Annotated in this window: 24 protein-coding genes and 1 pseudogene; 14 read left to right on the forward strand and 11 right to left on the reverse strand. The window is 72.0% G+C overall.

The genetic code is table 11. The features are described from left to right. Positions 1–33: 33 nt before the first annotated feature. Positions 34–1,389: a hypothetical protein gene (locus SNR22_RS16205; RefSeq protein ID WP_320067398.1), complete on the reverse strand. Its 1,356-nt coding sequence runs from the start codon at positions 1,387–1,389 to the stop codon at positions 34–36. A gap of 166 nt (positions 1,390–1,555) precedes the next feature. Between SNR22_RS16205 and SNR22_RS16210 the strand changes: the two genes are divergently transcribed. Further along, positions 1,556–1,723, forward strand: a complete 168-nt coding sequence (locus SNR22_RS16210) for a hypothetical protein (RefSeq protein ID WP_320067399.1) — start codon at positions 1,556–1,558, stop codon at positions 1,721–1,723. 64 nt (positions 1,724–1,787) lie between these two features. Here the strand turns inward: SNR22_RS16210 and SNR22_RS16215 are convergent, their stop codons facing one another. Together SNR22_RS16215 and SNR22_RS16220 are read right to left on the reverse strand one after the other, a co-directional pair. Beyond that, entirely contained in the window at positions 1,788–2,225 is a 438-nt protein-coding gene (locus SNR22_RS16215; RefSeq protein WP_320067400.1) for a VOC family protein, read from the reverse strand. A 139-nt stretch (positions 2,226–2,364) separates the two neighbouring features. After that, positions 2,365–2,658: a hypothetical protein gene (locus SNR22_RS16220; RefSeq protein WP_320067401.1), complete on the reverse strand. Its 294-nt coding sequence runs from the start codon at positions 2,656–2,658 to the stop codon at positions 2,365–2,367. Positions 2,659–2,894: 236 nt separating this feature from the next. Here SNR22_RS16220 and SNR22_RS16225 point away from each other — a divergent pair, with 236 nt between their 5' ends. After that, complete coding sequence (locus SNR22_RS16225; protein ID WP_320067402.1) at positions 2,895–3,683, forward strand: helix-turn-helix transcriptional regulator; 789 nt, start codon at positions 2,895–2,897, stop codon at positions 3,681–3,683. Next, positions 3,674–3,862, forward strand: coding sequence for a DUF397 domain-containing protein (locus SNR22_RS16230; protein WP_320067403.1), 189 nt, complete (start codon positions 3,674–3,676; stop codon positions 3,860–3,862). The genes SNR22_RS16225 and SNR22_RS16230 overlap by 10 nt, the downstream gene beginning before the upstream one ends. Before the next feature lie 41 nt (positions 3,863–3,903). On the opposite strand, the gene SNR22_RS16235 is transcribed toward SNR22_RS16230, so the two are convergent. After that, a complete protein-coding gene (locus tag SNR22_RS16235; protein WP_320067404.1) occupies positions 3,904–4,776 on the reverse strand; it encodes an alpha/beta hydrolase in 873 nt (290 codons plus the stop codon). Between the two features lie 146 nt (positions 4,777–4,922). Here SNR22_RS16235 and SNR22_RS16240 point away from each other — a divergent pair, with 146 nt between their 5' ends. Together SNR22_RS16240 and mqnP are read left to right on the forward strand one after the other, a co-directional pair. Further along, the gene (locus SNR22_RS16240; RefSeq protein ID WP_320067405.1) at positions 4,923–6,383 is read left to right on the forward strand and encodes a menaquinone biosynthesis decarboxylase; all 1,461 of its coding nucleotides are present in this window, start codon (positions 4,923–4,925) and stop codon (positions 6,381–6,383) included. Next, positions 6,383–7,297 (forward strand): menaquinone biosynthesis prenyltransferase MqnP, encoded by a 915-nt coding sequence (gene mqnP, locus SNR22_RS16245; protein ID WP_320067406.1) that lies wholly within the window; start codon positions 6,383–6,385, stop codon positions 7,295–7,297. The genes SNR22_RS16240 and mqnP overlap by 1 nt, the downstream gene beginning before the upstream one ends. Before the next feature lie 3 nt (positions 7,298–7,300). Here mqnP and SNR22_RS16250 read toward each other — a convergent pair whose 3' ends face one another. Next, positions 7,301–8,269: a terpene synthase family protein gene (locus SNR22_RS16250; RefSeq protein ID WP_320067407.1), complete on the reverse strand. Its 969-nt coding sequence runs from the start codon at positions 8,267–8,269 to the stop codon at positions 7,301–7,303. A gap of 125 nt (positions 8,270–8,394) precedes the next feature. On the opposite strand from SNR22_RS16250, the gene SNR22_RS16255 reads away from it, so the two are divergent. Continuing rightward, entirely contained in the window at positions 8,395–9,024 is a 630-nt protein-coding gene (locus SNR22_RS16255) for a UbiX family flavin prenyltransferase (RefSeq protein ID WP_320067408.1), read from the forward strand. 124 nt (positions 9,025–9,148) lie between these two features. On the opposite strand, the gene SNR22_RS16260 is transcribed toward SNR22_RS16255, so the two are convergent. Then, positions 9,149–9,415 (reverse strand): BldC family transcriptional regulator, encoded by a 267-nt coding sequence (locus SNR22_RS16260; RefSeq protein WP_320067409.1) that lies wholly within the window; start codon positions 9,413–9,415, stop codon positions 9,149–9,151. Positions 9,416–9,683: 268 nt separating this feature from the next. Between SNR22_RS16260 and SNR22_RS16265 the strand changes: the two genes are divergently transcribed. Beyond that, complete coding sequence (locus SNR22_RS16265; RefSeq protein WP_320067410.1) at positions 9,684–10,142, forward strand: Lrp/AsnC family transcriptional regulator; 459 nt, start codon at positions 9,684–9,686, stop codon at positions 10,140–10,142. 77 nt (positions 10,143–10,219) lie between these two features. Continuing rightward, on the forward strand, positions 10,220–11,311 hold the full coding sequence (locus tag SNR22_RS16270; protein WP_320067411.1) for a PLP-dependent cysteine synthase family protein: 1,092 nt from the start codon (positions 10,220–10,222) through the stop codon (positions 11,309–11,311). 68 nt (positions 11,312–11,379) lie between these two features. On the opposite strand, the gene SNR22_RS16275 is transcribed toward SNR22_RS16270, so the two are convergent. The 3 genes from SNR22_RS16275 to SNR22_RS16285 form a co-directional block, all read right to left on the reverse strand. Continuing rightward, positions 11,380–12,009 (reverse strand): putative glycolipid-binding domain-containing protein, encoded by a 630-nt coding sequence (locus SNR22_RS16275; protein ID WP_320067412.1) that lies wholly within the window; start codon positions 12,007–12,009, stop codon positions 11,380–11,382. Positions 12,010–12,107: 98 nt separating this feature from the next. Then, positions 12,108–14,069, reverse strand: coding sequence for a DEAD/DEAH box helicase (locus tag SNR22_RS16280; protein WP_320067413.1), 1,962 nt, complete (start codon positions 14,067–14,069; stop codon positions 12,108–12,110). A gap of 198 nt (positions 14,070–14,267) precedes the next feature. Beyond that, positions 14,268–14,672 (reverse strand): hypothetical protein, encoded by a 405-nt coding sequence (locus SNR22_RS16285; protein ID WP_320067414.1) that lies wholly within the window; start codon positions 14,670–14,672, stop codon positions 14,268–14,270. A gap of 832 nt (positions 14,673–15,504) precedes the next feature. On the opposite strand from SNR22_RS16285, the gene SNR22_RS16290 reads away from it, so the two are divergent. Next, positions 15,505–15,693, forward strand: coding sequence for a hypothetical protein (locus SNR22_RS16290; RefSeq protein WP_320067415.1), 189 nt, complete (start codon positions 15,505–15,507; stop codon positions 15,691–15,693). Positions 15,694–16,379: 686 nt separating this feature from the next. Here SNR22_RS16290 and SNR22_RS16295 read toward each other — a convergent pair. Then, the gene (locus tag SNR22_RS16295) at positions 16,380–17,939 is read right to left on the reverse strand and encodes a C40 family peptidase (protein WP_413775646.1); all 1,560 of its coding nucleotides are present in this window, start codon (positions 17,937–17,939) and stop codon (positions 16,380–16,382) included. A 241-nt stretch (positions 17,940–18,180) separates the two neighbouring features. Here SNR22_RS16295 and mqnE point away from each other — a divergent pair, with 241 nt between their 5' ends. The 3 genes from mqnE (at position 18,181) to SNR22_RS16310 (ending at position 20,143) form a co-directional block, all read left to right on the forward strand. Then, positions 18,181–19,350, forward strand: a complete 1,170-nt coding sequence (gene mqnE, locus SNR22_RS16300; protein ID WP_320067417.1) for an aminofutalosine synthase MqnE — start codon at positions 18,181–18,183, stop codon at positions 19,348–19,350. A 22-nt stretch (positions 19,351–19,372) separates the two neighbouring features. Beyond that, a complete protein-coding gene (locus tag SNR22_RS16305; protein WP_320067418.1) occupies positions 19,373–19,807 on the forward strand; it encodes a hypothetical protein in 435 nt (144 codons plus the stop codon). A 69-nt stretch (positions 19,808–19,876) separates the two neighbouring features. Next, complete coding sequence (locus SNR22_RS16310; RefSeq protein ID WP_320067419.1) at positions 19,877–20,143, forward strand: DUF4229 domain-containing protein; 267 nt, start codon at positions 19,877–19,879, stop codon at positions 20,141–20,143. 122 nt (positions 20,144–20,265) lie between these two features. Here SNR22_RS16310 and SNR22_RS16315 read toward each other — a convergent pair whose 3' ends face one another. Beyond that, complete coding sequence (locus tag SNR22_RS16315) at positions 20,266–21,606, reverse strand: peptidase C39 family protein (protein WP_320067420.1); 1,341 nt, start codon at positions 21,604–21,606, stop codon at positions 20,266–20,268. Positions 21,607–21,822: 216 nt separating this feature from the next. Between SNR22_RS16315 and SNR22_RS16320 the strand changes: the two are divergent. Together SNR22_RS16320 and SNR22_RS16325 are read left to right on the forward strand one after the other, a co-directional pair. Next, a pseudogene (locus SNR22_RS16320) lies at positions 21,823–23,136 on the forward strand (M14 family metallopeptidase); the annotation flags it as partial. Between the two features lie 379 nt (positions 23,137–23,515). Next, positions 23,516–24,451 carry an ABC transporter substrate-binding protein gene (locus SNR22_RS16325; RefSeq protein WP_320067421.1) on the forward strand — a complete coding sequence of 312 codons (936 nt, stop codon included), beginning with the start codon at positions 23,516–23,518 and terminating at the stop codon, positions 24,449–24,451. The last annotated feature ends 16 nt before the right edge of the window (positions 24,452–24,467 follow it).

Genomic DNA, 24,467 nt, shown 5'->3' on the forward strand with positions numbered 1-24,467 from the left:
ACCAGGGCCCCCTTCAGCAGCCCTTGCCGGCGGTCAGCTCAGCGTCACCGCGGCCACATCGTTGGCCGGAGTGTCGTCGGTACGCGGGTACGGGTTGTTGACTTGCACCTCGCCCGCCGCGCCGATCGGGCCGTCGATCCGCAGGTCGAACGTCACGGTGAAGGTCTCTCCGGCGCGGAAGATCAGCCCCGGCTTCCCGCAGTACCAGTAGATGGGCGTGTCCTCCTCCTCGCCGCTCGGCCAGCAGGCCGAGTGGCCCGTCACGGTCGTCCCCGCCGGCGGGACGAACCGGAAGCTGGCCGCGCCACCGCCGGAGGCGCTGTCGTCGGGCACGCCGGGGCCGTCGTTGCGGATGCCGACCTGGACCCGGACGGTGTCGCCGATCGCTCCGGCGGCCGTGGCCCCGAGCGCGACCACGTCGAACGCGCCGCGGATGTTGCGTAGGTAGTACTGCCCCCAGGCGTTGTCCTGCCCGGACTCCAGGACGTCCACCGGCTCGCCGGCCGCCCGCAGCCGCAGCCGCCGGTCCGCCTCCCGGCGGGTGAGCTTCACCCCGGCGGGCAGTGGACCGGCGGTGGCCAGCGGCTCGACGAACTGGAGGGCCCGCTTGTCGCCGAGGGCGGCCGGGGTGACCGTGGTCGCGATGCCCCCGCGCAACTCGTAGCGCTGGCCCGGGGCGAAACTGCCGCGCACGGTGCAGACCATCACCGTGGTGAGTAGCAAGGGGTCGGTCCCGTAGCGGCAGTTCTTGTAGGCCGCCGGGCTGAGCCCGACCGAGAAGCGCAGGGTCAGCCGCAGGTCCTCGACGGGCTGGTTGCCGCCGTTGGTGACCGCCACCGGCACGTGGACGGTGTCGCCCACCGCCGGCCCCGGCACGTATGCGTCGATGAGGTCGACCATGGCGGGGCCGGCGGCCACGGTGACGGTGGCCTGCTGCGTGGTCGGCTCGATCTGGTCGGCGGCGACGGTGTAGCTCAGCGTCCCGGACGCACCATCGGCGGCTCCCGCCGTGGCCCGGAGCACCACCGGCACCGTGCCGTTGACGGTGCCCCACTCGTCGGTCGTCGCCGTCGCAGGCATCGGGCAGGTCACCGTGCTGGCCGAGGTGGTGCACCAGCTCGGGAAGGCGGCGGTGGCGACGCCGGCCAGGCCGGTCAGGTCGAAGCTGACCCGGGGGTCGGTCGCCCCGGTGCTGCTCAGGCTCAGCTCGGCGGTCCGGCCGGGTGCGCCGGCCGCCCCGATCGTGGTGTCACCGAGCCAGGCGCTGACCCAGCCCGGGTCGTCCTCGGCTGCCGCCGGGGCGGCGATGCCGGCCACGGCGGTCGTCGCGACCAACCCTGCCGCTGTGAGGCGGGCTGCCCAGCCGCGTGGAACGCGCACAGATCCCATCGATCTCCTTCGTCAGGGAAACCGGGCCGGAAATCGGCGGTCGTGCCCGCCGGCCGGCTCGGTGCCCTGATCCTAGGCACCGGGGGTGACACTTCCCGCCTCGTCGGTGCCGCGCGGCGCAGGATGTATAACTACACTTCTAAGAACTGTAGTTATAAGAAATGCGGTGATCGTGATGGCGCTGCCGAAGCCGGTGGGCATCTTCGACCGGGACGCGGAGTGGGCCGAGCTGACCCGTTTCGCCTCCGACCAGCGGGAGGGAGCGACCCTCGGCGTCGTGAGCGGGCGTCGTCGCCAGGGCAAGACAGGGATCTCGTTGACCTGGTGTTGCTAGTGGAGGACGGCGTACCGACGGACGCCGCCCTGGTTGACGCCGCCCGGCTGTACGTCGACACGCCCTATAGGACGTCGAACTCGTTGCCCTCTGGGTCGGCGATTGTCACGTGATCAGGCGTACCGTCCGGTTCGTCTATCCGGAGCACGGTACCGCCCGCCGCCACCAGTTTGTCGACCACCGTCTGGACTCGCGGCCAGCGAACCTCGAACGGCTCTTGCCGGCCGCCGCCGACGTGGATGTCGAAGTGCATGCGGTTCTTGACCATCTTCGGCTCCGGCACCTTCAGGAACGAGATGCCGGGTCGGACGCCGTCCGGATCCTCGATGAAGGCACCGTCGTCCCACTCGTCCTCGGGGACCTTGCAGTGGATCTGCCATGCCGCCCAGGTGGCGAACCCTTCCGGAGGAGCGGCCGGGACGTACCCCAGCGCGAGGCACCAGAACGCAGCCAGTTCGCGCGGGCGGGCGCAGTCGACGGTCAACGACCATTGTTCGGACATCGCCCCACCGTAGACCTGCCAAACGTCACATCGAGGCTGGCCGAGTTCGGTCTGAAACTCAAGTTCTACTTGAGTTTGCCGCCGCAGACGGGATGGCGGCACGCCCCGCTCGCACCGCTGCGGAGGGCCGAGACGGTCGTCAGGCGGCCGGGGGTTGCGGGTGCCGGGGTGTGCGCAGCGTCGCCCAGCCGAGGAAGCGCGCATGCAGCCCTTCGGGTCTCGGCACGTCGCGTGAGTCGAGCAGGCGCAGGTCCTCGACGGCGTCGTACATCATCCCGGCGAGGTGAATCGCCAGGGCGATGCGGCTGTTGCGGTAGTCGGCCAGCAGGGTCAGCCGGGCCGTGCCGCAGGGCCACGGCGCACCGCAGGCCCGGCAGATCCAGAGCGGGCGAAGCGGGACGTGGGGTCGGATGGGCTGCGCGGAACCGGTCATCGCGCCTTCCTCTGCTCGGCAGGTGGCCTGGAGGAGGGGCCGTCCGTCGCCGACGTGCCGGACGGCCCCTCCACGGTTGCGCCCGTCCTTTCCGGGCGGATCCGGGCGGTTCCGTTGTGCACAGTCTGACCAGGACTCCGTTACGGTGGGAACGCAAACGGTCGCCCTGTGTGCCGGGAGGGGTTGTCGGTGAGGGCGGTGAGGAACGCGGAACGTGCTGGTGAGGAGACGTGCGGATGGACGAGCGCTTACGGGTGCTGATCGAGGAGCTGCGGCACATGCGGGCCGCCCGGAAGATGACCCAGGAGGACCTGGCGAAGGCGATCAGCTATTCGCCGTCGACGGTGGCGATGGTCGAGACCGGGGCGCGTAAGCCGCCGCCGGACTTCTGGGCGCTGGTCGACGTGGCGCTCGACACCGGCGGCGCGTTCGGCCGGATGCTGGCCCGGTTCGGGTCGCCGCAGTGGATGCGCGAGTGGGAGGCCAACGAGCGGCAGGCCACCGTGCTCCGGTCGTACGAGAACACGGTGGTGCCGGGGTTGCTCCAGACGGCGGCCTACGCTCGCGCGCTCTTCCGCAGCGTCGGCCTCTTCGACGAGCCGGAGGTGGAGCAGCGGGTGGAGGCGCGACTGGAGCGGCAGGCGGTGCTCGCCGGGGAGCGCCCGCCGCAGCTCGTCGCGGTCCTCGACGAGCATGTGCTGCGCCGCCCGGTCGGCGGCCCGCTGGTGATGCGCGAGCAACTGCTGCGCCTGGTGAAGGTGGCCACCGAGCACCCCCGGGTGCGGCTGCACGTCGTCCCCGCCGAGGTCGGCGCGTATCCGGGTGTCGCCGGGGCCTTCGTCCTGGCTACGCTGCCCACCGGGGAGGACGTCGTCTATCTGGACGATCAGCTCAAGGGCCAAGTGATCGACCAGACCGAGGACGTGTTGGCGGTCCGGTCGGCCTGGGATTCGATCCAGGGTGAGGCGCTCCCGCCCCGGCAGTCTATTGATCTCTTGGCGGAGGTGGCACAGTCATGGAGCTGACCGGCGCGCGGTGGCGCACCAGCACCCGCAGCAGCACCAACGGCGGCAACTGCGTCGAGGTGGCTGACAACCTTCCCGGCGTGGTCGCCGTCCGCGACAGCAAGGACCGCGACGGCGCCGTGCTGACCTTCGGCCCGGCCGCCTGGCGAGCCTTCGTGACCCTGACCCGAGCCCGCTGACCCTCACACCGCGCTCTTGGCCGACTGGCGGGGGTGCGGGGTCAGCCGCGCAGGAAGGGCAGCAGCAGGTTGGCCAGCTCGGTCGGCCGCTCCTCGAAGAGCCAGTGGCCGCTCTCCTCGACCACATGGCCGTCGACCGTGCGGGCGTACCGGCGCACCTGCTCGGCTACCTGCCCGCCGAGGCTGGCCCCGGCACCGACGGCCAGCACCGGCATCGGCAACGGGCTCTCCCGGTACGCCGCGTTGTCCGCGACGTCCTGCCCGAAGGCCCGGAAGTAGGCGAAGCTGGCGCGCAGGTGCGCCGGGTCGCTCAGGTGCCGGGCGTACTCCTCGATGTCGTCCGCGCTGATGCTGCCCTTCTGCACCATCAGCGCGTCGGTGAAGCGGTCCACCCAGAGGGCCTCCCGGCCGGCGACCAGCTCCTCCGGCAGGCCGTTGGCGATGTTGAAGAAGCCGAAGTTCCACACCCCCGGCCCGGCGGTGCTGAGCGCCGGGAACGCATAGATGCTCTCGTCTGGGATCGGCGCCTCGGTCAGCACCAGCCGCGACACCTCGTCGGGGTGGGCAGCCGCGTAGGCGTACGCGACCATGGTGCCCACGTCGTGGCCGACCAGCCGGATGTCACCGGTCAGGCCCAGGCCGGTCAGCAGCCCGTGCAGGTCGGCGGCGAGGGTCTTCTTGTCGTATCCGCCGGGCGGCGCGTCGCTGTCGCCGAAGCCGCGCAGGTCGGGGGCGACCACCTGGTACGAGGCGGCCAGCTCCGGCAGCAGCCCGCGCCACATCCGCCAGCACTGCGGGTACCCGTGCAACAGCACGACAGTCGGCCCCCGGCCACCCCGGACGTAGTTGATCCCCACTGCACCGACCTGGACCCGCTGCTCGGTGAAGCCCGCCGGAACCCGTCCGCCGCCCATGGCTGCCCCCGTCTCGATGTCGGCGACCTGACCACCCGTCCCGCCGCCATCCACACCAACGAGCGGCGGCCGGGTGGGGAGACGCACACCGCCCGGCCCCCACCCGGCGTGGGCGGCGTCTCCCGTGGTGCGGGAGACTGGCAGGCATGGCGGCTCGTGGCTTTCCGTACGGCGATCTGAAGGAGTTCCTCGCGGCCCTGGAGCGGGCGGGGGAGCTGCGCCGGGTCAGCGTCCCGGTCGATCCGACGCTGGAGATCAGCGAGATCGTCACCCGGACGGTGCGGGAGGGCGGGCCGGCGCTGCTCTTCGAGCGGCCCACCCGGGGCGAGATGCCGGTGGCGATCAACCTCTTCGGCACCGAGAAGCGGACCGCGATGGCGTTCGGCGTCGAGTCGCTGGACGAGATCGGCAACCGGATCGGCGAGATGCTCAAGCCGGAGCTGCCGATGGGCTTCTCCGGCATGATGGGCGGCCTCGGCAAGGTGATGCAGCTCAAGTCGATGCCACCCAAGAAGGTCAGGACCGCCCCCTGCCAGCAGGTGGTGTACCGGGGCGACGACGTCGACCTGAACCGGCTGCCGGGCCTACAGGTCTGGCCCGGCGACGGTGGGATCTTCCACAACTTCGGGCTGACCCACACCAAGCACCCGGAGACGGGCAAGCGCAACCTCGGGCTGTACCGGCTCCAGCAGCACAGCCGCAACACCCTCGGCATGCACTGGCAGATCCACAAGAACTCCACCGCACACCACGCCGTCGCCGAGCGGCTCGGGCAGCGGCTGCCGGTGGCGGTGGCGATCGGCTGCGACCCGGTGGTCGGCTACGCGTCGAGCGCCCCGCTCCCCGCCGAGATCGACGAATACCTGTTCGCCGGGTTCCTGCGCGGCGAACGGGTGGAGATGGTCGACTGCCTGACCGTGCCGCTCCAGGTGCCGGCGCACGCCCAGGTGGTGCTGGAGGGTTACCTGGAGCCCGGCGAGCGGCTGCCCGAGGGGCCCTTCGGCGACCACACCGGTTTCTACACCCCGGTCGAGCCGTTCCCGGTGCTGCACATCGAGGCGATGACCATGCAGCGCGACCCGGTCTACCACTCGATCGTCACCTCCCAGCCGCCGCAGGAGGACCACGGCCTTGGCAAGGCCACCGAGCGGATCTTCGCGCCGTTGCTGCGGTTCCTCATCCCGGACATCGTCGACTACGACCTGCCGGCGGCCGGGGTCTTCCACAACTGCGCGATCGTGTCGATCCGCAAGCGCTACCCCAAGCATGCCCAGAAGGTGATGAACGCGATCTGGGGGGCGCACATGATGTCGCTGACCAAGCTGATCGTGATCGTCGACGAGGACTGCGACGTGCACGACTACAACGAGGTCGCGTTCCGCGCCTTCGGCAACGTCGACTACGCCCGCGACCTGCTGCTCACCGAGGGGCCCGTCGACCACCTCGACCACGCGTCGTACCAGCAGTTCTGGGGCGGCAAGGCCGGCGTCGACGCCACCCGGAAGCTGCCCACCGAGGGATACAACCGGGACTGGCCGGAGGGAATGACCATGGCACCCGAGGTGGTCTCGCTGGTCGACAAGCGCTGGAAGGAGTACGGGATCTGATGACCGCCGCCGTCACGGAGCCCGCCGAGCGCCCCAACCGGGTCAAGTCCTTCCTCAAGCTTGTCGCGATCGAGCACTCCGTCTTCGCGCTGCCGTTCGCGTACCTGTCGGCGCTGACCGCGATGCAGGTCAACGGCGGCCGGGTGCGCTGGGCAGACCTGCTGCTGATCACCGTGGCGATGGTCGGGGCGCGGACGTTCGCCATGGCCGCCAACCGCATCCTCGACCGCCGGATCGACGCGCGGAACCCGCGTACCGAGAACCGGGAACTGGTCACCGGTGCGGTGAGCGTGCGGACGGCCTGGACCGGCGCGGCCGTCGCCCTGGTGGTCTTCCTCGCCGCCGCCGCCCTGCTCAACCCGCTCTGCCTGGCGCTCGCGCCGCTCGCCGTGGTCCCGCTGGTCGTCTACCCGTACGGCAAGCGGTTCACCAACTGGCCGCACGCGATCCTGGCCGTCGCCCAGGCGGTCGGCCCGGTCGGTGCGTGGCTCGCCGTCACCGGGACCCTCGCCGGCTCCTGGCCGGCCTGGCTGCTCGGTGCGGCCGTCGGACTGTGGATCGGCGGCTTCGACCTGATCTACGCGTGCCAGGACGCCGACGTCGACCGGAAGATCGGCGTGCACAGCGTGCCCGCCCGGTACGGGCTGCGGTTCGCCCTGCACGCCTCCACCGTCGCGCACGTGGTGACGTTCGCGGCGTTCATCTGGTTCGGGGCGCTGGTCGGGTTCGGTTGGCTCTGGTGGATCGGCCTGGCCCTGACGGCGGTCGCGTTCGGGTACCAGCACCTGGTGATCAGCCCGACCGACCTGAGCAAGGTCAACCGGGCGTTCTTCACCGCGAACGGGTTCGTCGGCATCGCGCTGTTCGTCTTCGCCCTGCTCGACCTGGTGGTCCGGCTCGGCCTGCGTTCCTGACCATCAGTCCGGCGGCGCGGGGACGGGGTAGCGGGCGCTCTCCAGGGTCCATTCGATGGTGCCCCGGACGGCATCGGCGATCCCGTCGAGGTGATCGGTGACGGCCACGTCCAGTGCTGGGCCGAACGACGGCACGCTCGCGCGGAGCGCGACGAAGCGGCGCATCCCCGCCCGCCAGAGTTCCGCCGCCGCGTCAACCGCCGCGTCCACCGGCAGCCCCCGCTCGGCGGCCAGCGCCAGCACCAGGTTGTGCCCGCCCGAGCCGGCCCGGTCGCGCTCCAGTGAGGCGAGGTCGTTGTACCAGGAGAGCAGGTCGTTGCCGAGATCGGCGACCTGACGCAGCAGCGGGTGGAAGTACACCGCGTCGGGCAGCGGCCGGCCGGTGACGAACTCGATCAACGGGTACGACACGTACGCCGCGGACGTGGCCCGGCGCAGCTCCAGGTAGCGGGCCACGTCCGGCGGGCGGCCGGCGGTCTTCTCCACCGACTCCCGCCAGGTCCCGTGCAGGTGGTGGCCGACCGCGTCGGTGAAGCGCAGCCGCCAGCGGGCCGGCATCCTGCGGCGCGGCTCCCGCCAGGCGCGGACCAGCAGCCGGCGCAGCGGGCCGGTGAGCCCCGGATGCCGGGCCCGGGTGCCCTCCCGCAGCAGCCACAGCGTCCCTTCGCGCAGCGCGCGGATCTGGTCGGAGGGCAGCCGACCCGGCCCGTCGCAGGCGTCGTCGACGATGAAGAACCAGGTGAACAGGGTGGCCACCGCACGCAGGTCCAGCTCATCGGCCGACGGGTAGAGCCGCCCGGCGTACCGGGCGAAACCCGCGCGGGAGAGCCGATCCAGGGCCGGGCCGTCCAGCGGCAGTCCGAGGCCGGGCAGCTGCTCGTCGAGCCACCGCTGCACCCGCTCGGTGTGCGGGGACAGCCGGGCCGGGATCGGGCAGTCGGACCGTAGCGACCAGAGGACTGCGTCGGTCATCACCGCTTCCTCCCAGGCGGCGTAATTCGCCCACCGGGCAGCATGGCAGGTCGAAACCGCCCGTGGGAGGCCGGGGTCCGAGGGCGGCCGACGACAGCCGGGCATGACCAGGCAGTCTGGACGGCATGCGGAAACCATGGGTGGTCGGGATCTCCGGAGCGTCGGGCACGCCGTACGCGGCGGCGGTCATCCGTGGGCTGCTCGACGCCGGCGAGCCGGTGGACCTGGTGGTCTCCCGAGCCGCCCGGCTGACCATCCTCGACGAGACCGGACGGGCCTTCCGCGACGCACACTGGGGCGCGGACCTGGCGGCCTGGCTCGGCCGCGACCTGGGCGGCGCCGACCTGCTGCACTGGCCCGCAGGTGACCTCGCCGCCGGCCCCAGCAGCGGTTCCTACCGGGTACGCGGGATGGCGGTCGTGCCGGCCAGCACGGCGGCCTGCGCCGGCATCGCGATCGGGCTTTCGAAGGACCTGTTGCAGCGGGCCGCGGAGGTCAACCTCAAGGAGCGCCGGCCGGTGGTGGTGGTGCCCCGCGAGACGCCGGTGACCCGCAGCCACCTGGAACACCTGATCGCCCTGCACGACGCGGGTGCGGTGGTGCTGCCGGCGAGCCCGGGCTTCTACGGCGCCGGGGCGTCCGCCTCCGCCGAGCAGCTCGTCGATTTCGTGGCGGGTAAGGTGCTCGACGCCCTCGGTGTCCCGCACACCCTGTTCCGCCGCTGGTCCGGCGAACTGGGCGCCGGCCGCTCCTGAGCGCAGGTCGGCGGTCGGCTGCCTTCTTGAGCGCAGGTCGGCGGTCGGTCGCATTTTCGAGCGCACGTTGGTGTTGGGACGCGGACCGGGCGGGCCGGTCCGCGTGCCCCGTCAGTGCACCTGGTCAATACATCCCGGCGTTGGCCGGGCCGGGGCCGGTGGGTGCCGGGGGGCCGACGTTACGGGTCTTCCCCATGTCGTCCGCCTCGTCCAGCATGCCCTCCCCTTCCAGCAGAGCCCGCACCTCGGATTCCCGAAACCGGCGATGCCCGCCTGGAGTTCGGATGCTGCCGATCCGGCCGGCCGCTGCCCACCGCGTGACAGTCTTCGGGTCCACCCGAAACAGCGCGGCGACCTCACCCGGTGTCAGCAGGCGATCTCCAGTGTCCACAGCCCCCTCCTCGCGTCGACGAAGCCCTCGGCTGAACACACTGCCCCCGGCCGGTGCGAGCCCAGAGCCGTCATGAGGGACGTATGGCAATTACAGCACCAGCGACCTGGCCTGTCCGCCAAACGCGAAAAAAGCACTGAGTGGGGAGTTAGTAAATGTTACCGGCGCAGCTCTCCCTTGACTGAGGGTCTGTGAGCGATCACCTACTGTCATGTGCAACGCATGCCGCGCGCCGGACGTTACGCCCGAACGACTAGGGTCACAATCCGTGGACGCCATCGACCGGAGCCTCGTCGAGCTGTTGCAGGGCAACGCCCGACTCTCGTACGCGGAGCTGGCCCGCCAGGTCGGCCTCTCCGCCCCGGCCGTGCACGAACGGGTGGGCAAGCTGGAGAGCAGCGGGGTGATCCGGGCGTACCGGGCGGAGGTGGAGCCCGAATCCATCGGCCTCGGGGTGACCGCGTTGATCGGGATCGTCGAGGACTCCGGCGGAGACAGCGACGACGTGCTGGAGACGTTCCGCCGGATGCCCGAGATCGAGTCCTGCTACTTCATGGCCGGGCGCGAGTCGTTCCTGCTCAAGGCCAGGGTCGGCACCATCGCGGAGTTGGAGCAACTGATCGTCCGACTGAACCGGACCCCCGGGGTGGCCTCCACCCGCACCGGGATCGCCCTGTCGACCAAGTGGGAGAACCGCCCCCAGCCGATCGGGCCGTCCACCGTCTGACCGGGGTGGTGCGAGCGCCGCCACCAGCGGTGAACCGACGGCGAGCAGGGGCTGACCCGCTTGCTAGGTTTCCGGGCATGACTCATCTCGACCGGTGCGACGAGACCAGCCGGATGTGGGTGACGGAGGCGATCGCCTCGGTCGAGGCGGACGCCAACCGGTCCGCCGACACCCACCTGCTGCCGTTTCCGCTGCCCAGGGAGTGGGGAATCGGCCTCTACCTCAAGGACGAGTCGGTGCACCCCACCGGCTCGCTCAAGCATCGGCTCGCCCGTTCGCTGTTCCTGTACGGGCTCTGCAACGGCTGGATCGGCCCCGCGACGACCGTCGTCGAGGCGTCCTCCGGTTCGACGGCGGTCTCCGAGGCATACTTCGCCCGGATGCTGAGGCTGCCGTTCATCGCGGTGATGCCGGCGTCCACCTCACCCGAGAAGATCGCCCAGATCGAGTTCCACGGCGGGCGCTGCCACCTGGTCGACGACCCGGCGAAGGTGGTCTTGGAGGCCCGTCGGCTCGCCGAGACCTCCGGCGGGCACTACATGGACCAGTTCACGTACGCCGAGCGGGCCACCGACTGGCGGGGCAACAACAACATCGCCGAGTCGATCTACGCGCAGCTTGCGCTGGAACGGCACCCCGTGCCGGCCTGGATCGTCGTCGGTGCCGGCACCGGCGGCACCAGCGCCACCATCGGCCGCTACACCCGGTACCGCCGGCTGCCCACCAAGCTCTGTGTCGTCGACCCGGAGAACTCGGCGTTCTACCCGGCCTGGCTGGCCGCCGACTGGTCGGTGCACACCGGCCGGGGTTCCCGGATCGAGGGCATCGGCCGGCCCAGCGTGGAGGCGTCCTTCCTGCCCGCCGTGGTGGACCGGATGGTCCAGGTGCCCGACGCGGCCTCCCTGGCCGCCATGCGGGCCGGCTCGGCGCTGCTGGGTCGGCGGGTGGGCGGCTCCACCGGCACCAACCTGTGGGGCGCGTTCGGGCTGATCGCCGGGATGCTCGCCGAGGGCCGCACCGGCTCGGTGGTCACCCTCATCTGTGACCCCGGGGACCGGTACGCCGACACGTACTACGCCGACGACTGGGTCGCCGGGCAGGGCCTCGACCTCGCCCCGCACCTGGCCACCATCGACCGCTTCCTTGCCACCGGCGCCTGGCCGGCCTGAGCCTGAGCGGAAGGATCGGCTCCGGGAGAGCGACGCCGGTACGCGCCCGCCTCGGGTGGGCGGTGGCGTCAGCGGGGGGCGACCCGTTCGGCCAGGCCCGGATAACGGAGCACCCAGCCGTCGGGGTCGACTTCCAACTCGGTGGTGAAGGTGCCGCTGGCGAAGCGGACCCGGCCCGAGCCGAGCGCCGTGTAGACCTGCTCGGCGGGGACCACCGTCAGGCTGGGCACCAGCACCCACGCCACCGTGATCCGGTGTGTCGTCTCCGGCGCCGCGGCGGCCAACCCCAACCGGCGTACCGCAAGGGTGTTGAACAGCGGTGACCCGCCGAGGTCGACGTCAACCGCGTCGGCCAGCCCATCCGGGTCGTCAGTTCCCGGCAGCCCGGCCGGGGGGTGCCCGGCCGCCCGCAGCGCGGCATCCAGGTTGCCCTGCTCGGAGGTGGTCACCCGCCACCGGTCGCCGGCCGGTTCCAGCCGTATGCCCCGCTGCCAGCCAGCCCCCTCCACCTCGATCTCGACCCGGTGGGTCACCCGGTCCGGCCCGGTGGTCAGCTGATAGCGGCAGGTGTAGGAGATCGGGTCGACGGCAACCGCGACGCCCCGCACGCTGAGCCCGTGCCCCTCGTCGAACAGGGCGTGCTCCGCGCCGGCGGTGTCCGTCCGGGCCCAGAACAGCGACTTCGGCATGGTCGGCATGAACCGGACGTTACGCCACGACGCAGGCGTCGGCAGCGCATGCGGAAACGCCGCCGCGGAGCGTGGGCTCCGCGGCGGCGTTCCGGTCGTCGTCAAGATCAGTGGGTACGGGCCGGCGGCCGTCCACCGTATCCGCGCTGCTCCTCGCGCGGCCGGTCGTCCCCTCCGCGCCCCTCGGACCGGAAACCGCCCCGTGCGGCACCGGTGCGGGGGTCCCCGCCACGCTCACCACGCTCCGGGAAGCGGCGTTCGCCCTGCGGCCGGTCCCCGAACCGGCGCTCGCCCCGGTCATCCCGGTCGGCGAACGGACGCTCGCCGGTGGGCCGGTCGCCGAAGCGGCGCTCGCCGGTGGGCCGGTCCTCGTAACGGCGTTCGGGCCGCGCGTCCCGGTCGCCGTAGCGGCGTTCACCGGTGGGTCGGTCGCCGGTGGGCCGGTCGCCGTAGCGGCGCTCGCCGGTGGGTCGGTCGCCGGTGGGCCGGTCGCCGTAGCGGCGCTCGCCGGTGGGTCGGTCGCCCGTGGGCCGGTCGCCGTAGCGGCGTTCACCGGTGGGTCGGTCGCCCGTGGGCCGGTCGCCGAACCGGCGGTCCCCGCCGAACCGGTCCTGCCGGTCGCCGGAGCTGCGCTCGCCCCGACCGTCGCGGTCGCCGAAGCGACGCTCGCCCCGGCCCTCGAACCGGCGCGGGCCGGAGGGCCGGTCGCCGTACCGGCGCGTTGCCGACGGCTCCTCGCGCACCGGCACGCCGCTGGGCTCGCGGGCGCCGGTGAGCTCGGCCAGCGCCGCGTCACCGGGCCGGACCCGGGTCTCCGCCGGCGCGACGCCGGCCTTCTCCATCATGGCCAGGGTGGTGCGACGCTGCTTCGGCAGCACCAGGGTGGCCACCGCACCGGACTCACCGGCCCGGGCGGTACGCCCCGCGCGGTGCAGGTAGTCCTTCGGGTCCTTCGGCGGGTCCACGTGAAGCACCAGGGAGACCCCGTCGACGTGGATGCCCCGGGCGGCCACATCGGTGGCGACCAGCACGTTCATCCGGCCTTCGCGGAAATCGGCCAGGGTCTTGGTGCGCACCCGCTGGGTCTTCCCGCCGTGCAGCCCACCGGCCCGTACGCCGACGGCGGCGAGCTGCTCGACCAGCCGGTCCACGCCGAGCTGAGTCCGAGCGAAGAACATGGTCCGGCCGGACCGGGCCGCGATCGAGGCCGTCACGGCGAACTTGTCGTGCGGCGGGATCAGCAGCATGTGGTGAGCCATGGTGGAGACGGCGGCGGTGGCCGGAGCGGTCGAGTGGGTGACCGGGTCGGTCATGAACCGCCTGACCAGCGAGTCGACGTCACCGTCCAGGGTGGCCGAGAAGAGCAGCCGCTGGGCGTCGGCAGGAGTCTTCGTCAGCAGGTCGGTGACCTCCGGCAGGAAGCCCATGTCGGCCATCTGGTCGGCCTCGTCGAGCACGGTCACCTCGACGTCGTCCAGGTTGCAGACGCCGCGGTTGATCAGGTCGCCCAACCGCCCCGGGGTGGCCACGATGATCTCCACGCCCCGGCGCAGGGCGTCGATCTGCCGGTCGTACGGCACGCCGCCGACCGCGGTCTTGAGGAAGATGCCGACGGCCTTGCCGAGCGGCACGAGCGCGTCGTTGACCTGCATGGCCAGTTCCCGGGTGGGCACCAGCACCAGGGCCCGCGGGTGCAGCGGGCGGGCCCGGTTGCGCGTGGCGAGCCGGGCGATCAGCGGGAGGCCGAAGGCGAGGGTCTTGCCGGAGCCGGTCTGTCCCCGGCCGAGGACGTCCCGGCCGGCGAGGGCGTCCGGGACGGTGGCCTGCTGGATCGGGAACGGCGTGGTGATGCCCTGCCGGGTGAGCGCCTGGACCAGCGCCTGGGGCAGCCCGAGCGTGCCGAAGTCGATGTCGGCGTCGGCCTCCGGCGCGGCGTCGACGGCCTCGATCGCGTCGGCGGTGGGCTCGGGGGCGGCGAGGGTGACGTCACCGGGGGCGGTCGGAAGGCTCTTCTCGGCCGCGGAGTCGGAGGCGGACAGGAACGTGCCGGGGTCAGCAAAGGTGGTCAAGAAATACCTTTCGGGCGGGGCGCATCTTCGCGATGGCCTGCCGCAGCTGAACGCCGCCGGATCGCCCGCAAGATCGCCCATGGGCGCGTCTTGTGCGCGCCAGGTCAGTGATCACGACAAGTGTACGGCGACACGGCAAACCCGCCACCCCCACTGCCACTCGGTAGTGGGCGGGCTCACCATCCCTGGCCGGGGTCACTACTTGAGGAGGCCACCCACCAGCCCGTCCATGGCGTCGCCGGCGACCAGGACGAGCAGCACACCGATCGCGATGAGCAGCCCGAGGGACGCGGTCAGGACGACGACCACCTTGGCGGTGCTCGACCGGGGGGGCGGGGCGTCCGTCCAGCCCTGGGCGAGGATGTGCCCGGTCAGGGAACCGGAGTTGTCGATCGTGTTCCCCGTCGGCAGGGCGACCGTGGCGAACCCCGGCCCGTCGGTCCCGTACGTGCTGGCCAGGTCGGAGGTCCGCGGATCAGGCCGGCCGGAGACCCCGGCCGGGGTACTGACCCCCGGGGTCCCGCTCGTCGACGCCGCCGGCCAGGCGGTGGTCGGAGCCGCGCCGTACAGACCGGCAGTCGGTGCGCTCGGGGAGGCCGGCATGCCGGAAACCGGTGCCCCTGGCGTCGACCCGCCTGGGCGGGCCGCCGGGCTGTCCCGGCGCGGGACGGGATCGGTCGGTGGTGGCCAACTGGGTAGGGCGGGAGCCGGGACGACCGGCGGCGGTGTGGTGGCGGCCGACGGCGAGGGCTCGGTCGGGACCGGTGGAGCGGCGGGACCGGCCGCCCATCCCGAGGGTGAGCCGGACACCGGCCGGTTCGCGGGCGGTCCGGATACGGGTGGCGTGTACATGGGCCGGGTCGCGGGGGGCGGACCACCCACGCCGGGACCCGGGGTGCCCGTCGCGGGAGCCGGCCAGCCCGCGCCGGAGGCCGGGGCTGGCGGTGCGGAGGCCGGCGGTGCGGGGCGGAATGACGCCGGAGCGGAGGCCGACGCCGAAGTGGGAGGCGACGCCGGAGCGGAGGCCGAGGTCAGCGGTGGCGGTGGGAAGGGCGGCGCCGGCATCGGGCCGGGCGGCGGCGGTATCGGCGGCCCGGAGGGCGGGGCCGGCGGCCTGGGCATGGGTGGTACCGGGCTGGGCACGGGCGGAACCGGTCCCGGCACGGGCGGCAGAGGCCCTGGGCCCGGTGGGTACGGCCCGGGCACGGGTGGGTACGGCCCGGGCACGGGTGGCGTGGGCTCGGGGACCGGCGGGTTCGGCGACGGCGGGGTGGGGCCCGGCGCAGGTGGCGTCGGCGGGTTCGGCTCCGGGAGGGGCGGCACGGGCGCTGGGGCGGGCTCGGGCGCCGGGGTGGGCGGCGCCGGCGGCTCGGCCGGCTCCGGGGGCTGCGCCGGCTCGGGCGGCTCGGGATTCACTGGGGCCGACCGATACACCGTGGCGGCACCGTACGCCGTCCCGCCGGCCCCGGTGGAAGCTGCGGACCCGGCACCCCCGAGGCTCGCCATCCCGGCTGCCCTGCGCGCCTCGTCGACGGAGATCCGGTTCAGGCCGGGCACCGAGACGCTGGCGCGGGCGGTCGCGGACCCGGCGGGGGACGAGGCGTCAGCGCGGTCGACGGGGTGATCCTCGCCTTTGCGCTGCCTTGGCACGGTGGGCGCCGGACGGGTGTTCGCCGGGGTGGTCGCCCCGGCGCCGGGGCGATCGTCGCGGTCTGCGACGGCATCGCCGGCCAGAATCGGGGATGACCCGTCGGCGGTCGCCGGGGCCGGTGTCCCGTCCCCCGCTCCGGGTGCGGTCAGGTGACGTTCGCCGGTGGCGAAACCCGACCAGGTCGACGGCGTCGCCGGCCTGACGGGGCGGCGCTGATCCAGCGGCGTCGCCGACGGCTGCTCGGGAGCCGGGGCGGGGACGGAACCGGTCGACGGCACGCCCGCGCGGTACGTGGTCCCGCCGCTCCCGGTGGCCGGCAGCGGCACCCCCTCGGGCGGGGCGGCGCTGGCGACGCTCACTCGGGCCCGGACGGCCACGGACGGCACCGCCGCCCGTCCGGCCGACCCGGCCGGGCCAACCGCCACCGGTGGGCCATCATCCGACCTGACGTCGATCGGTGCGCCCGCCGGATCGGCCGTACGGCCGGTGGGGCCGGGCATGGAACCGGGGTCGGCCGTCCCCGCCGGAACCTCTTGCTCGCCCATGGTCGTCCTCCGTGCCCACGTTCGCCTCCGAACCCGTGGCGTCGGGCGGGAAGTGTCTGGGTGTCACGGTGCCACATTCCCGCCCAGCCGCACAGCCGGAGCGGACGGTTGGGCTCAGTCGGCCTCGCTCGTCGACGCCTTCGGCGAGGCGCTGTCGCTCGGCGGCCGGCTGCTGGACTGGGTGGTCGGCTCCGGCAGCGGGGACGGGGTTTCCGACGGTTCCGCCGACGGCGAGTGCGATGGGCTCGGCGACGGGTCGGACGGCGACGGCGACGGCGACGGAGACGGAGACGGAGACGCGGAGGGGCTCGGCGTCGCGGGCTTCGTCGGCTTGGGTGTGGTCGGCGGCTTGGGGGGGAGCGTCGGCCGCGGGGTCTTCGTCGGCTTCGGGGTGCTCGGGGTGGACGGCGTGGTCGGTGTGGGCGCGGGCGAGCCGGGCACCGCCCCGACGACCCGGGTCGCGGCGTAGAGCCGGGACCAGCCGACCGTGGAGATCTTCACCGTCTGGCCGGTGGTCGGTGCTTGGACCATCTTGCCGCCGCCGATGTACATCCCGACGTGGTGGATGGTCGTCCAGCTGCTGCCGGAGGCGAAGAAGAGCAGGTCGCCGGGGAGCAGGGCCTCCTGGCCCACCGTCCGGCCGCGGGTCGCGTAGTACTGGTCGCGGGAGACCCGGGGCAGTTGGAAGTAGCCCGCAGACCGGTATGCGGCCCACATCAGGCCGGAGCAGTCGAAGGCGTTCGGGCCCTCCTCGGACCAGACATACGGGTCGCCGAGCTGGGCCAGGGCGTAGCGCACCGCGGCCAGCGCGACCGGGCTCGCGGTGAGGCCGCTGGCGCTCTGCCCCTGGACGTAGGAGGCGCCGAGTTGCTGCTCGATCGCCTCCTGCTGGCGCTCCAGCAGAATGAGCTGCGCGGCGTTGTCCTTGCGCAGCTTGAGCAGACTCACCTCCTGCGTGCGGAGCACACTCTCCACGGCGGAGTACTGCTGCCGGACGGTGCGCACCCTGGCGTCGGCGGCCGTCCACGCCTGGTAGGCGACCTGCTCCGCGGCGCGGGATCGGGAGAGCTCGCCGGCGGCGCCGGTGGTCGCCCCGTCGGCCTGCTCACCCCGGTTGATCCGGGTGAGCATGTCGAGGCCGTGCAGGTCCCGGGCGAACCTGCCGGGCGGCAGCGCGGCAGCGGCCTTGAAGGCGCCCGCGGCGGCGGTGTCGGCACCCTCCTGGGCGCGGGCCAGTGCGTCGCGGGCGGTCTTGAGGCCCTGGGTGGCGATGGTGAGCTGGGCCTCCGCCTCGGTGCGGGTCTGGCGCAGCCCGAGCAGTTGGTCGCCGAGGAGTCCCACCTGGGCCTCGGCGGCGCCGATCGCGGCGGCGAGCGGGCCGTTGCCCAGTGGCGTCGTCGGCAGGCCGGGGTTGCCCGCGCCGGGGAACCCGCCCGCGCCGGGAAGCCCGCCCGCGCCGGGGCCGTTCACGCCGGGCAACTGGAGCCCGCCGGCCGGAACCGGGCGGGAGCCGGTGTCGGGGACGACGTTGGGCAGCAGCGGATCGGCGGACGCGGGGGTGGCGAGCGCGGCCGTGGCCACCGCGCTGAGCAGGGCGGACCAGAGCATCGGCCGGAGCACCGGGGAGAACAGCGGGGGCCTCCGTCGTTGGCGTCGGCTCTGCTGGTTCTGCACCATTCCGCTCCCCGTCTGGCGTCAGTGTGCCGCGCTCGGGTGGCGCGGCGGCGGTGACGGGCCCGAGTGTGGACCGTCCCACCCTGTCTTACCGCACAGAGGCAAAGATGTCGATGCGGTACGGGGTAACAAGCGGCTGAGAGTTCGGTGAGGTACGTCGCTGCGGGTCGACCGGGGGAAGGCCGGTCGGCGATCCGACGTAGGCTCGACCGGACCGCAGGTGGAAGGGACGTGGCTATCGATGGACGCCGGACTCAAGCGCGAGCTCGAAGCGAAGGTGTACGCGGGGGAGCGGCTGACCCGTGAAGACGGGATCGCCCTCTACGACAGCGACGATCTGACCTGGCTGGGCCGGCTGGCCCACCACCGGCGCACCGAGCTCAACGGCGACCGGGTGATGTTCAACGTCAACCGGCACCTGAACCTCACCAACGTCTGCTCGGCGTCGTGCGCGTACTGCTCCTTCCAGCGCAAGCCCGGCGAGAAGGACGCGTACACGATGCGGATCGACGAGGCGGTCCGCAAGGCCAAGGAGATGGAGGACGAGCAGCTCACCGAGCTGCACATCGTCAACGGCCTGCACCCGACGCTGCCCTGGCGCTACTACCCGAAGGTGCTGCGCGAGCTGAAGGCTGCGCTGCCGAACGTCAAGCTCAAGTGCTTCACCGCGACCGAGGTGCAGTGGTTCGAGAAGATCAGCGGCCTGAGCGCCGACGAGATCCTCGACGAGCTGATGGACGCCGGCCTGGAGTCGCTGACCGGTGGCGGTGCGGAGATCTTCGACTGGGAGGTCCGGCAGCACATCGTCGACCACGCCTGCCACTGGGAGGACTGGTCGCGGATCCACGCGCTGGCCCACTCGAAGGGCATGAAGACCCCGGCGACGATGCTCTACGGCCACATCGAGGAGCCCCGGCACCGGGTGGATCACGTGCTGCGGTTGCGTGAGTTGCAGGACGAGACCGGTGGCTTCGCGGTCTTCATCCCGCTGCGCTACCAGCACGACTTCGTCGACTCGGCGGACGGCAAGGTCCGCAACCGGATCCAGGCCCGCACCACGATGGCCTCGCCGGCCGAGTCGCTGAAGACGTTCGCGGTCTCCCGGCTGCTCTTCGACAACATCCCGCACGTGAAGAACTTCTGGGTGATGCACGGCCTCTCGGTGGCTCAGCTCTCGCTGAACTTCGGGGTGGACGACCTGGACGGCTCGGTCGTGGAATACAAGATCACCCACGATGCCGACTCGTACGGCACCCCGAACACCATGCACCGGGATGACCTGCTGCACCTGATCTGGGACGCCGGCTTCCGCCCGGTCGAGCGGAACACCCGCTACGAGGTCGTCCGCGAGTACGACGCCCCCGGGTCGCTGGCCGAGCGTCGGTCGGAGCCGCAGCAGGTCTGGGCCTGACCGGCCCGTACCCTGACAGGTCATGAGCGAGTCGAGTCAGTCGGACCAGGGCGGGTTTCCCCGGCGCGATGCCCAGGGACGAGTCGCCACCCTTGGCGATCTGCTGGGGGTGAGCCTCGCCGGCCTGGTGATCGGCCTGCTCGCGTTGCTGCTGTTCGACTGGGGCCTCTCCACGGTCGGCGCGGGCGACTTCGGCAGTGCCAACGGCTGGCTGGCGATCATCCTGCCGGCCTGGCTGTACTGGGATGACTTCCGGGCCTGGGAGTTCGGCGCGGCCCGGGTGGTGGCCGCGCTGGTGGCGGTCGCGCTCGCCGTGGTCAGCGGCCTGCTGGTGGCCGGTCTGACCGACGGCCTGCCGTCGCTGGTCGCCGGCGGGCTCGCGGCTGCGGCGTTCACCGTGCTGTACGCGGTGGTGTGGTTTCCTGGCGTCCGCTGGCTGGCCCGCCGGACGGGCTGAACCCTCCCGCCCGGTAAACCGGCGGCTGAACCTTCCGCCCGGCGAGGCGGCGGAGAACGGAGTGCGAACGTGAGCGCGTCGGTCAAGTACACGCTGGGCCGGATCGGGCTGTTCGTGGTGGTCTTCGCGGGGCTCTGGCCGGCCGGAATGAACATCTTTCTGCAGCTGATGCTGGCGCTCGCGTTCTCCGCCGCGCTCTCGTTCTTCCTGCTCCGAGGCTGGCGGGACGAGATGGCCGAGGAGATGGCCGGGGCGGCCGAGCGCCGCCGGGCCGAGAAGGAGCGGCTACGCTCCGCGCTGGCCGGTGACGACGAGCGGTCCGAAGACGGGCGCTGACCCGACCGGTGGTGCAGCGGTGGTGCGGCGGTGGCGGCGGTGGTGCGGCGGCGGTGGTGGCGGTGCGGTGGTGGTGATCGGGGAGCCGTCGGCGTCGACGGCTCCCCGATCGGCCGTGCTGACTACCAGTTCGTCGAGCCGGGAACCTTGGGCCAGGGCCGGTTCGCCGGCTTGACCAGGTACGCGATGCCGCCCGAACCGCCGGCTACCGTGCCGTTGGCCCGGTAGCGCTTGGTGCGCTGCCAGATCTGCTCGAACTGCTCCCGCTTGTAGACGTTGCGCACCTCGGCGTTCGACGAGGACGCCGGGTCGTTGACGATGACGTCACCGTCGGCGGTGAAGCCGACGACCACGAAGAGGTGGCCGGCGGTGCCATAGTTCGAGCCATCCAGCTCGGTGCCGAGGAAGGACTGCGAGGTGATCACCGGGATGCCGGCCTTGATGAACCGCTCCACCTCGTCGAGGGAGTGCAGCCGGGTCACCCGGGCGTCGATGCCGGAGAAGCTACCCGCGTACGCGGTGTTGAACGGCCAGTTGCCCGAGCCCTCGTACTCGTAGTCCCAGGTCATCCGGGCGGCGTGGGCCACCTGCGGGTCGACGTAGCCGGGGGTGATCCAGGACATGTCCTGCGCCGACGGCAGCTTGCGGTAGTACTCGAGCACCATCGTGGTCGACGTCGGGCTGCACCAGACCTGGCCGCCGCCGCCCCACTCGGGGTAGTTGCCCTTGTGGATCATCTGGGAGCGGGCCGGGACGGCCAGCTCGGTGCCCCAGGCGATTCCGCCCTTGCTGGGCGTCACGGTGAACCGGTCCGGAACGTTCGAGCTCATCGCGCCGAGCATCCGGACCTGCGGCGACGCCGTCTGGCCGGGCTTGCGGTACAGGTTGAGCCGCAGCTGGTACGACCGCAGCAGCACCCCGGCCTCGGCGTCGTCGATGGCGAACGTGTCGGTCCAGACGCTGGAGAACGGGTCGCCCTGACCGTCCAGGGTGGCCCGCTTGATGTCCTGGTCGCCGGAGGCCCAGCGGCCCATGACGAACCAGGGGGTCTGGTTACCGGTGTTGTACGTGCCCTGGAGCTCGATCTGGATCCAGGTGCCCGCCGGGGTCTCGGCGTTCCACGAGGCGACCAGTTCGGTGGCGTCGAAGCCGATCTTGGTGGTGGGCGACGTCCAGGTGGCGTACTCCCAGCTGGCGGTGGTGCCGCTGTGCTCGTCGGTGAACTCGGTGGTGCCGGCGGGCCGGTCGATGGTGAGGCCGGTGCGGTGACCGGGGACGGCCCGGGTGCCCCGGTGGTCGCCGGAGCGCCAGTCGGGGTGGCTGGACCACTCCTGGAAGGTGATCTGCTCGTCGTGCGCGACGGCGGGGAACTTGTTGCCGGCGTGGGCGGGGACGGTCGTGCCGACGAGGGCGAGCGCGGCGACGCCGACGAGGGCGACCGCGCGCAGGGCTCTGCTGACCATGGGATCTCCGCGAGGTGAGGCGGGTCGGGGGGTGTTTGCCGGTCACTATCCCGCTTGGAGGGAAGTTTCGCCAGATGTTGACGGATGGAAAACCATTGCCGATGGGACGATCAGGTCGGGATGGATCACATAGTGAAAGATATTGATATGACCATGTGACGGATGGTGAAGTGTGGACTACACAGTGGGTCTCCCTGTATTTCAGGAGGTTTATCCATGGCCTTCCGCACCCCCGTCCGCCTGCGTCGCGCGTTGGTGCTCGCCACCGCCGCAGGCCTGGGCCTCACCGTCGCCACCGGCCCGGTCTCTGCACGACCGGCCCCGGAGAGCACCGCCGAGCCGGCCGCCGCCGAGTACCGGGTGCTCGGCCCGCGCACCCTGGCCGACCGCAACGCGGTGGCCCGCACCGGTGCCGCCATCGACTCCAGCGAGCACGGCATCCTGCACGTCTCGGCCACCACGGACGAGGCGGCGGCGATCCGGCAGCTCGGCTTCCGGCTGGAACAGGACGTCGCCCCGGCCGCCCCCGGGGACATTGGCATCAACGGCTTCCCGTCCGCCGACTCGAACTACCACGACTACGCCGAGCTGACCGCCGCGGTCAACAAGGTGGTCGCCGACCACCCGACCATCGCGCGCAAGATCAGCATCGGCAAGTCGTACGAGGGCCGCGACCTCATGGCGGTGAAGATCTCCGACAACGTCAACACCGACGAGGCCGAGCCGGAGATCCTGTTCAACTCCCAGCAGCACGCCCGCGAGCACCTGACCGTCGAGATGGCGATCTACCTGCTGAACATGTTCACCGACAGCTACGGCACCGACTCCCGGGTCACCAGCATCGTCAACTCCCGGGAGATCTGGATCGTCCCGACGGTCAACCCCGACGGCAGCGAGTACGACATCGCCACCGGCGCGTACCGGTCCTGGCGGAAGAACCGGCAGCCCAACAGTGGTTCGACGGCGGTCGGCACCGACCTGAACCGCAACTGGGGCTACAAGTGGGGCTGCTGCGGCGGCTCGTCCGGCAGCACGTCGTCGCTGACCTACCGTGGGCCGTCCGCCTTCTCCGCGCCGGAGACGAAGGCACTGCGCGACTTCGTCAACGGCCGGGTCGTCGGCGGGGTGCAGCAGATCAAGGCCAACATCGACTTCCATACGTACTCGCAGTTGGTGCTCTGGCCGTTCGGCTACACCACGGCGAACACGACCACCGGGATGACCGCCGACCAGTACAGCACCTTCGCCACGCTCGGCCAGCAGATGGCGGCCACCAACGGGTACACCCCGGAGCAGTCCAGCGACCTCTACATCACCGACGGCGACAGCCTTGACTGGATGTGGGCGACGCACAAGATCTGGGCGTACACCTTCGAGATGTACCCCGGCTCGTCCGGCTCCGGCGGCGGCTTCTACCCGCCCGACGAGATCATTCCCGCCCAGACCTCGCGGAACAAGGAGGCGGTCCTGCTGCTCTCCGAGTACGCCGACTGCCCGTACCGGGTGATCAACAAGCAGACGCAGTACTGCGCCTGACCGTCCCTGCGGGGCGGGGTCCACACCGGCCCCCGCCCCGTGTCCGGGCGAGCACGCAAGGCGATCGGCCCAGGATCAGCGAGGTGCGCGTCGGGCGTGCGCTACCGTGGCACCTGACCATTCCGCAGCGAAGCCGGTGCGAACCCGGCGCTGTCCCGCAACTGTGATGCCCCACCCGTGGCGTCCGGCCCCTCCCGGGCCGGCGTCGACCCAGGCGTCGGCCAGCCGGCCGACGCCGACGTGTGTGGCTGAGCCAGGTCGACTGCGGAGCGGTCGCGACACGCGCCTTCGAGGAAGGGCGCCTCGCGGACGGGCGTCCGCACCACGGCCCCTGTCGGCGAAGCACCACGCTCCTCGACCGACAGGAGGACAAGTGTTCCGACGTACCCCCAGGCTCTTCGCCGCGACCCTCGCGGTGGCCGCGCTCGCGCTCGGCGCCTGCGCCGAGAAGAGCTCCGACGACGTCCCCGTCGCCGGCAGTTCGGCCGCCGTAGCCTTCCCGGCCACCGTCGGCAAGCTCACGCTCGACAGCCGCCCCGAGAAGATCGTCTCGCTCGCGCCGACCGCGACCGAGATGCTCTTCGCCATCGGCGCAGGCAAGCAGGTCGTCGCCGCCGACGACCAGTCGAACTACCCGCCGGAGGCACCGAAGAGCGAGCTGTCCGGCTTCCAGCCGAACGCCGAGGCGATCGCCGGCAAGGCCCCCGACCTGGTGGTGGTCTCCGACAACCGGAACAAGATCGTCGAACAGCTCACCGCGCTGAAGATCCCGGTGCTGCTCACCCCGGCGGCCGTCACGCTGGAGGACACCTACCGGGAGCTCACCGACCTCGGCACGCTGACCGGCCACCCCACCGAGGCGGCCGACGTCGTCCGGCGGATGAAGGACGACATCGCCAAGCTCACCAAGGACCTGCCGCAGCGGCCGACGAAGCTGACCTACTACCACGAGCTGGACCCGGAGCTGTACAGCGCGACCAGCAAGACGTTCGTCGGCTCGATCTACGCCCTCGCCGGCCTGGAGAACATCGCCGACCCGGCGGACGCCGACGGCAAGCTCGGGGGCTATCCGCAGCTCGCCCAGGAGATCATCGTCAAGGCAAACCCCGACTTCGTCTTCCTGGCCGACGTCAAGTGCTGCAAGCAGACCGCCGAGACGGTGAAGGCGCGCAGCGGCTGGGCCAGCATCACCGCGGTCAAGAACAACCAGGTCGTCCCGCTCGACGACGACATCGCCTCGCGCTGGGGCCCCCGCGTCGTCGACCTGCTCCGGGCCGTCGTCGACGCCGTCGCCAAGGTGCCGGCGTGAGACTGTCCCGCGGCGA

It is taken from the genome of Micromonospora sp. RTGN7 (genome assembly GCF_033804645.1).
Lineage (GTDB): Bacteria > Actinomycetota > Actinomycetes > Mycobacteriales > Micromonosporaceae > Micromonospora.

Excerpts from the sequence above, each read along its gene's own strand:
- SNR22_RS16205 (WP_320067398.1), bottom strand. The coding sequence starts at position 1,389 with ATGGGATCTGTGCGCGTTCCACGCGGCTGGGCAGCCCGCCTCACAGCG.
- SNR22_RS16215 (WP_320067400.1), bottom strand. The coding sequence starts at position 2,225 with ATGTCCGAACAATGGTCGTTGACCGTCGACTGCGCCCGCCCGCGCGAA.
- SNR22_RS16220 (WP_320067401.1), bottom strand. The coding sequence starts at position 2,658 with ATGACCGGTTCCGCGCAGCCCATCCGACCCCACGTCCCGCTTCGCCCG.
- SNR22_RS16225 (WP_320067402.1), top strand. The coding sequence starts at position 2,895 with ATGGACGAGCGCTTACGGGTGCTGATCGAGGAGCTGCGGCACATGCGG.
- SNR22_RS16230 (WP_320067403.1), top strand. The coding sequence starts at position 3,674 with ATGGAGCTGACCGGCGCGCGGTGGCGCACCAGCACCCGCAGCAGCACC.
- SNR22_RS16235 (WP_320067404.1), bottom strand. The coding sequence starts at position 4,776 with ATGGGCGGCGGACGGGTTCCGGCGGGCTTCACCGAGCAGCGGGTCCAG.
- SNR22_RS16240 (WP_320067405.1), top strand. The coding sequence starts at position 4,923 with ATGGCGGCTCGTGGCTTTCCGTACGGCGATCTGAAGGAGTTCCTCGCG.
- mqnP (WP_320067406.1), top strand. The coding sequence starts at position 6,383 with ATGACCGCCGCCGTCACGGAGCCCGCCGAGCGCCCCAACCGGGTCAAG.
- SNR22_RS16250 (WP_320067407.1), bottom strand. The coding sequence starts at position 8,269 with ATGACCGACGCAGTCCTCTGGTCGCTACGGTCCGACTGCCCGATCCCG.
- SNR22_RS16255 (WP_320067408.1), top strand. The coding sequence starts at position 8,395 with ATGCGGAAACCATGGGTGGTCGGGATCTCCGGAGCGTCGGGCACGCCG.
- SNR22_RS16270 (WP_320067411.1), top strand. The coding sequence starts at position 10,220 with ATGACTCATCTCGACCGGTGCGACGAGACCAGCCGGATGTGGGTGACG.
- SNR22_RS16275 (WP_320067412.1), bottom strand. The coding sequence starts at position 12,009 with ATGCCGACCATGCCGAAGTCGCTGTTCTGGGCCCGGACGGACACCGCC.
- SNR22_RS16285 (WP_320067414.1), bottom strand. The coding sequence starts at position 14,672 with ATGCCGGCCTCCCCGAGCGCACCGACTGCCGGTCTGTACGGCGCGGCT.
- mqnE (WP_320067417.1), top strand. The coding sequence starts at position 18,181 with ATGGACGCCGGACTCAAGCGCGAGCTCGAAGCGAAGGTGTACGCGGGG.
- SNR22_RS16305 (WP_320067418.1), top strand. The coding sequence starts at position 19,373 with ATGAGCGAGTCGAGTCAGTCGGACCAGGGCGGGTTTCCCCGGCGCGAT.
- SNR22_RS16315 (WP_320067420.1), bottom strand. The coding sequence starts at position 21,606 with ATGGTCAGCAGAGCCCTGCGCGCGGTCGCCCTCGTCGGCGTCGCCGCG.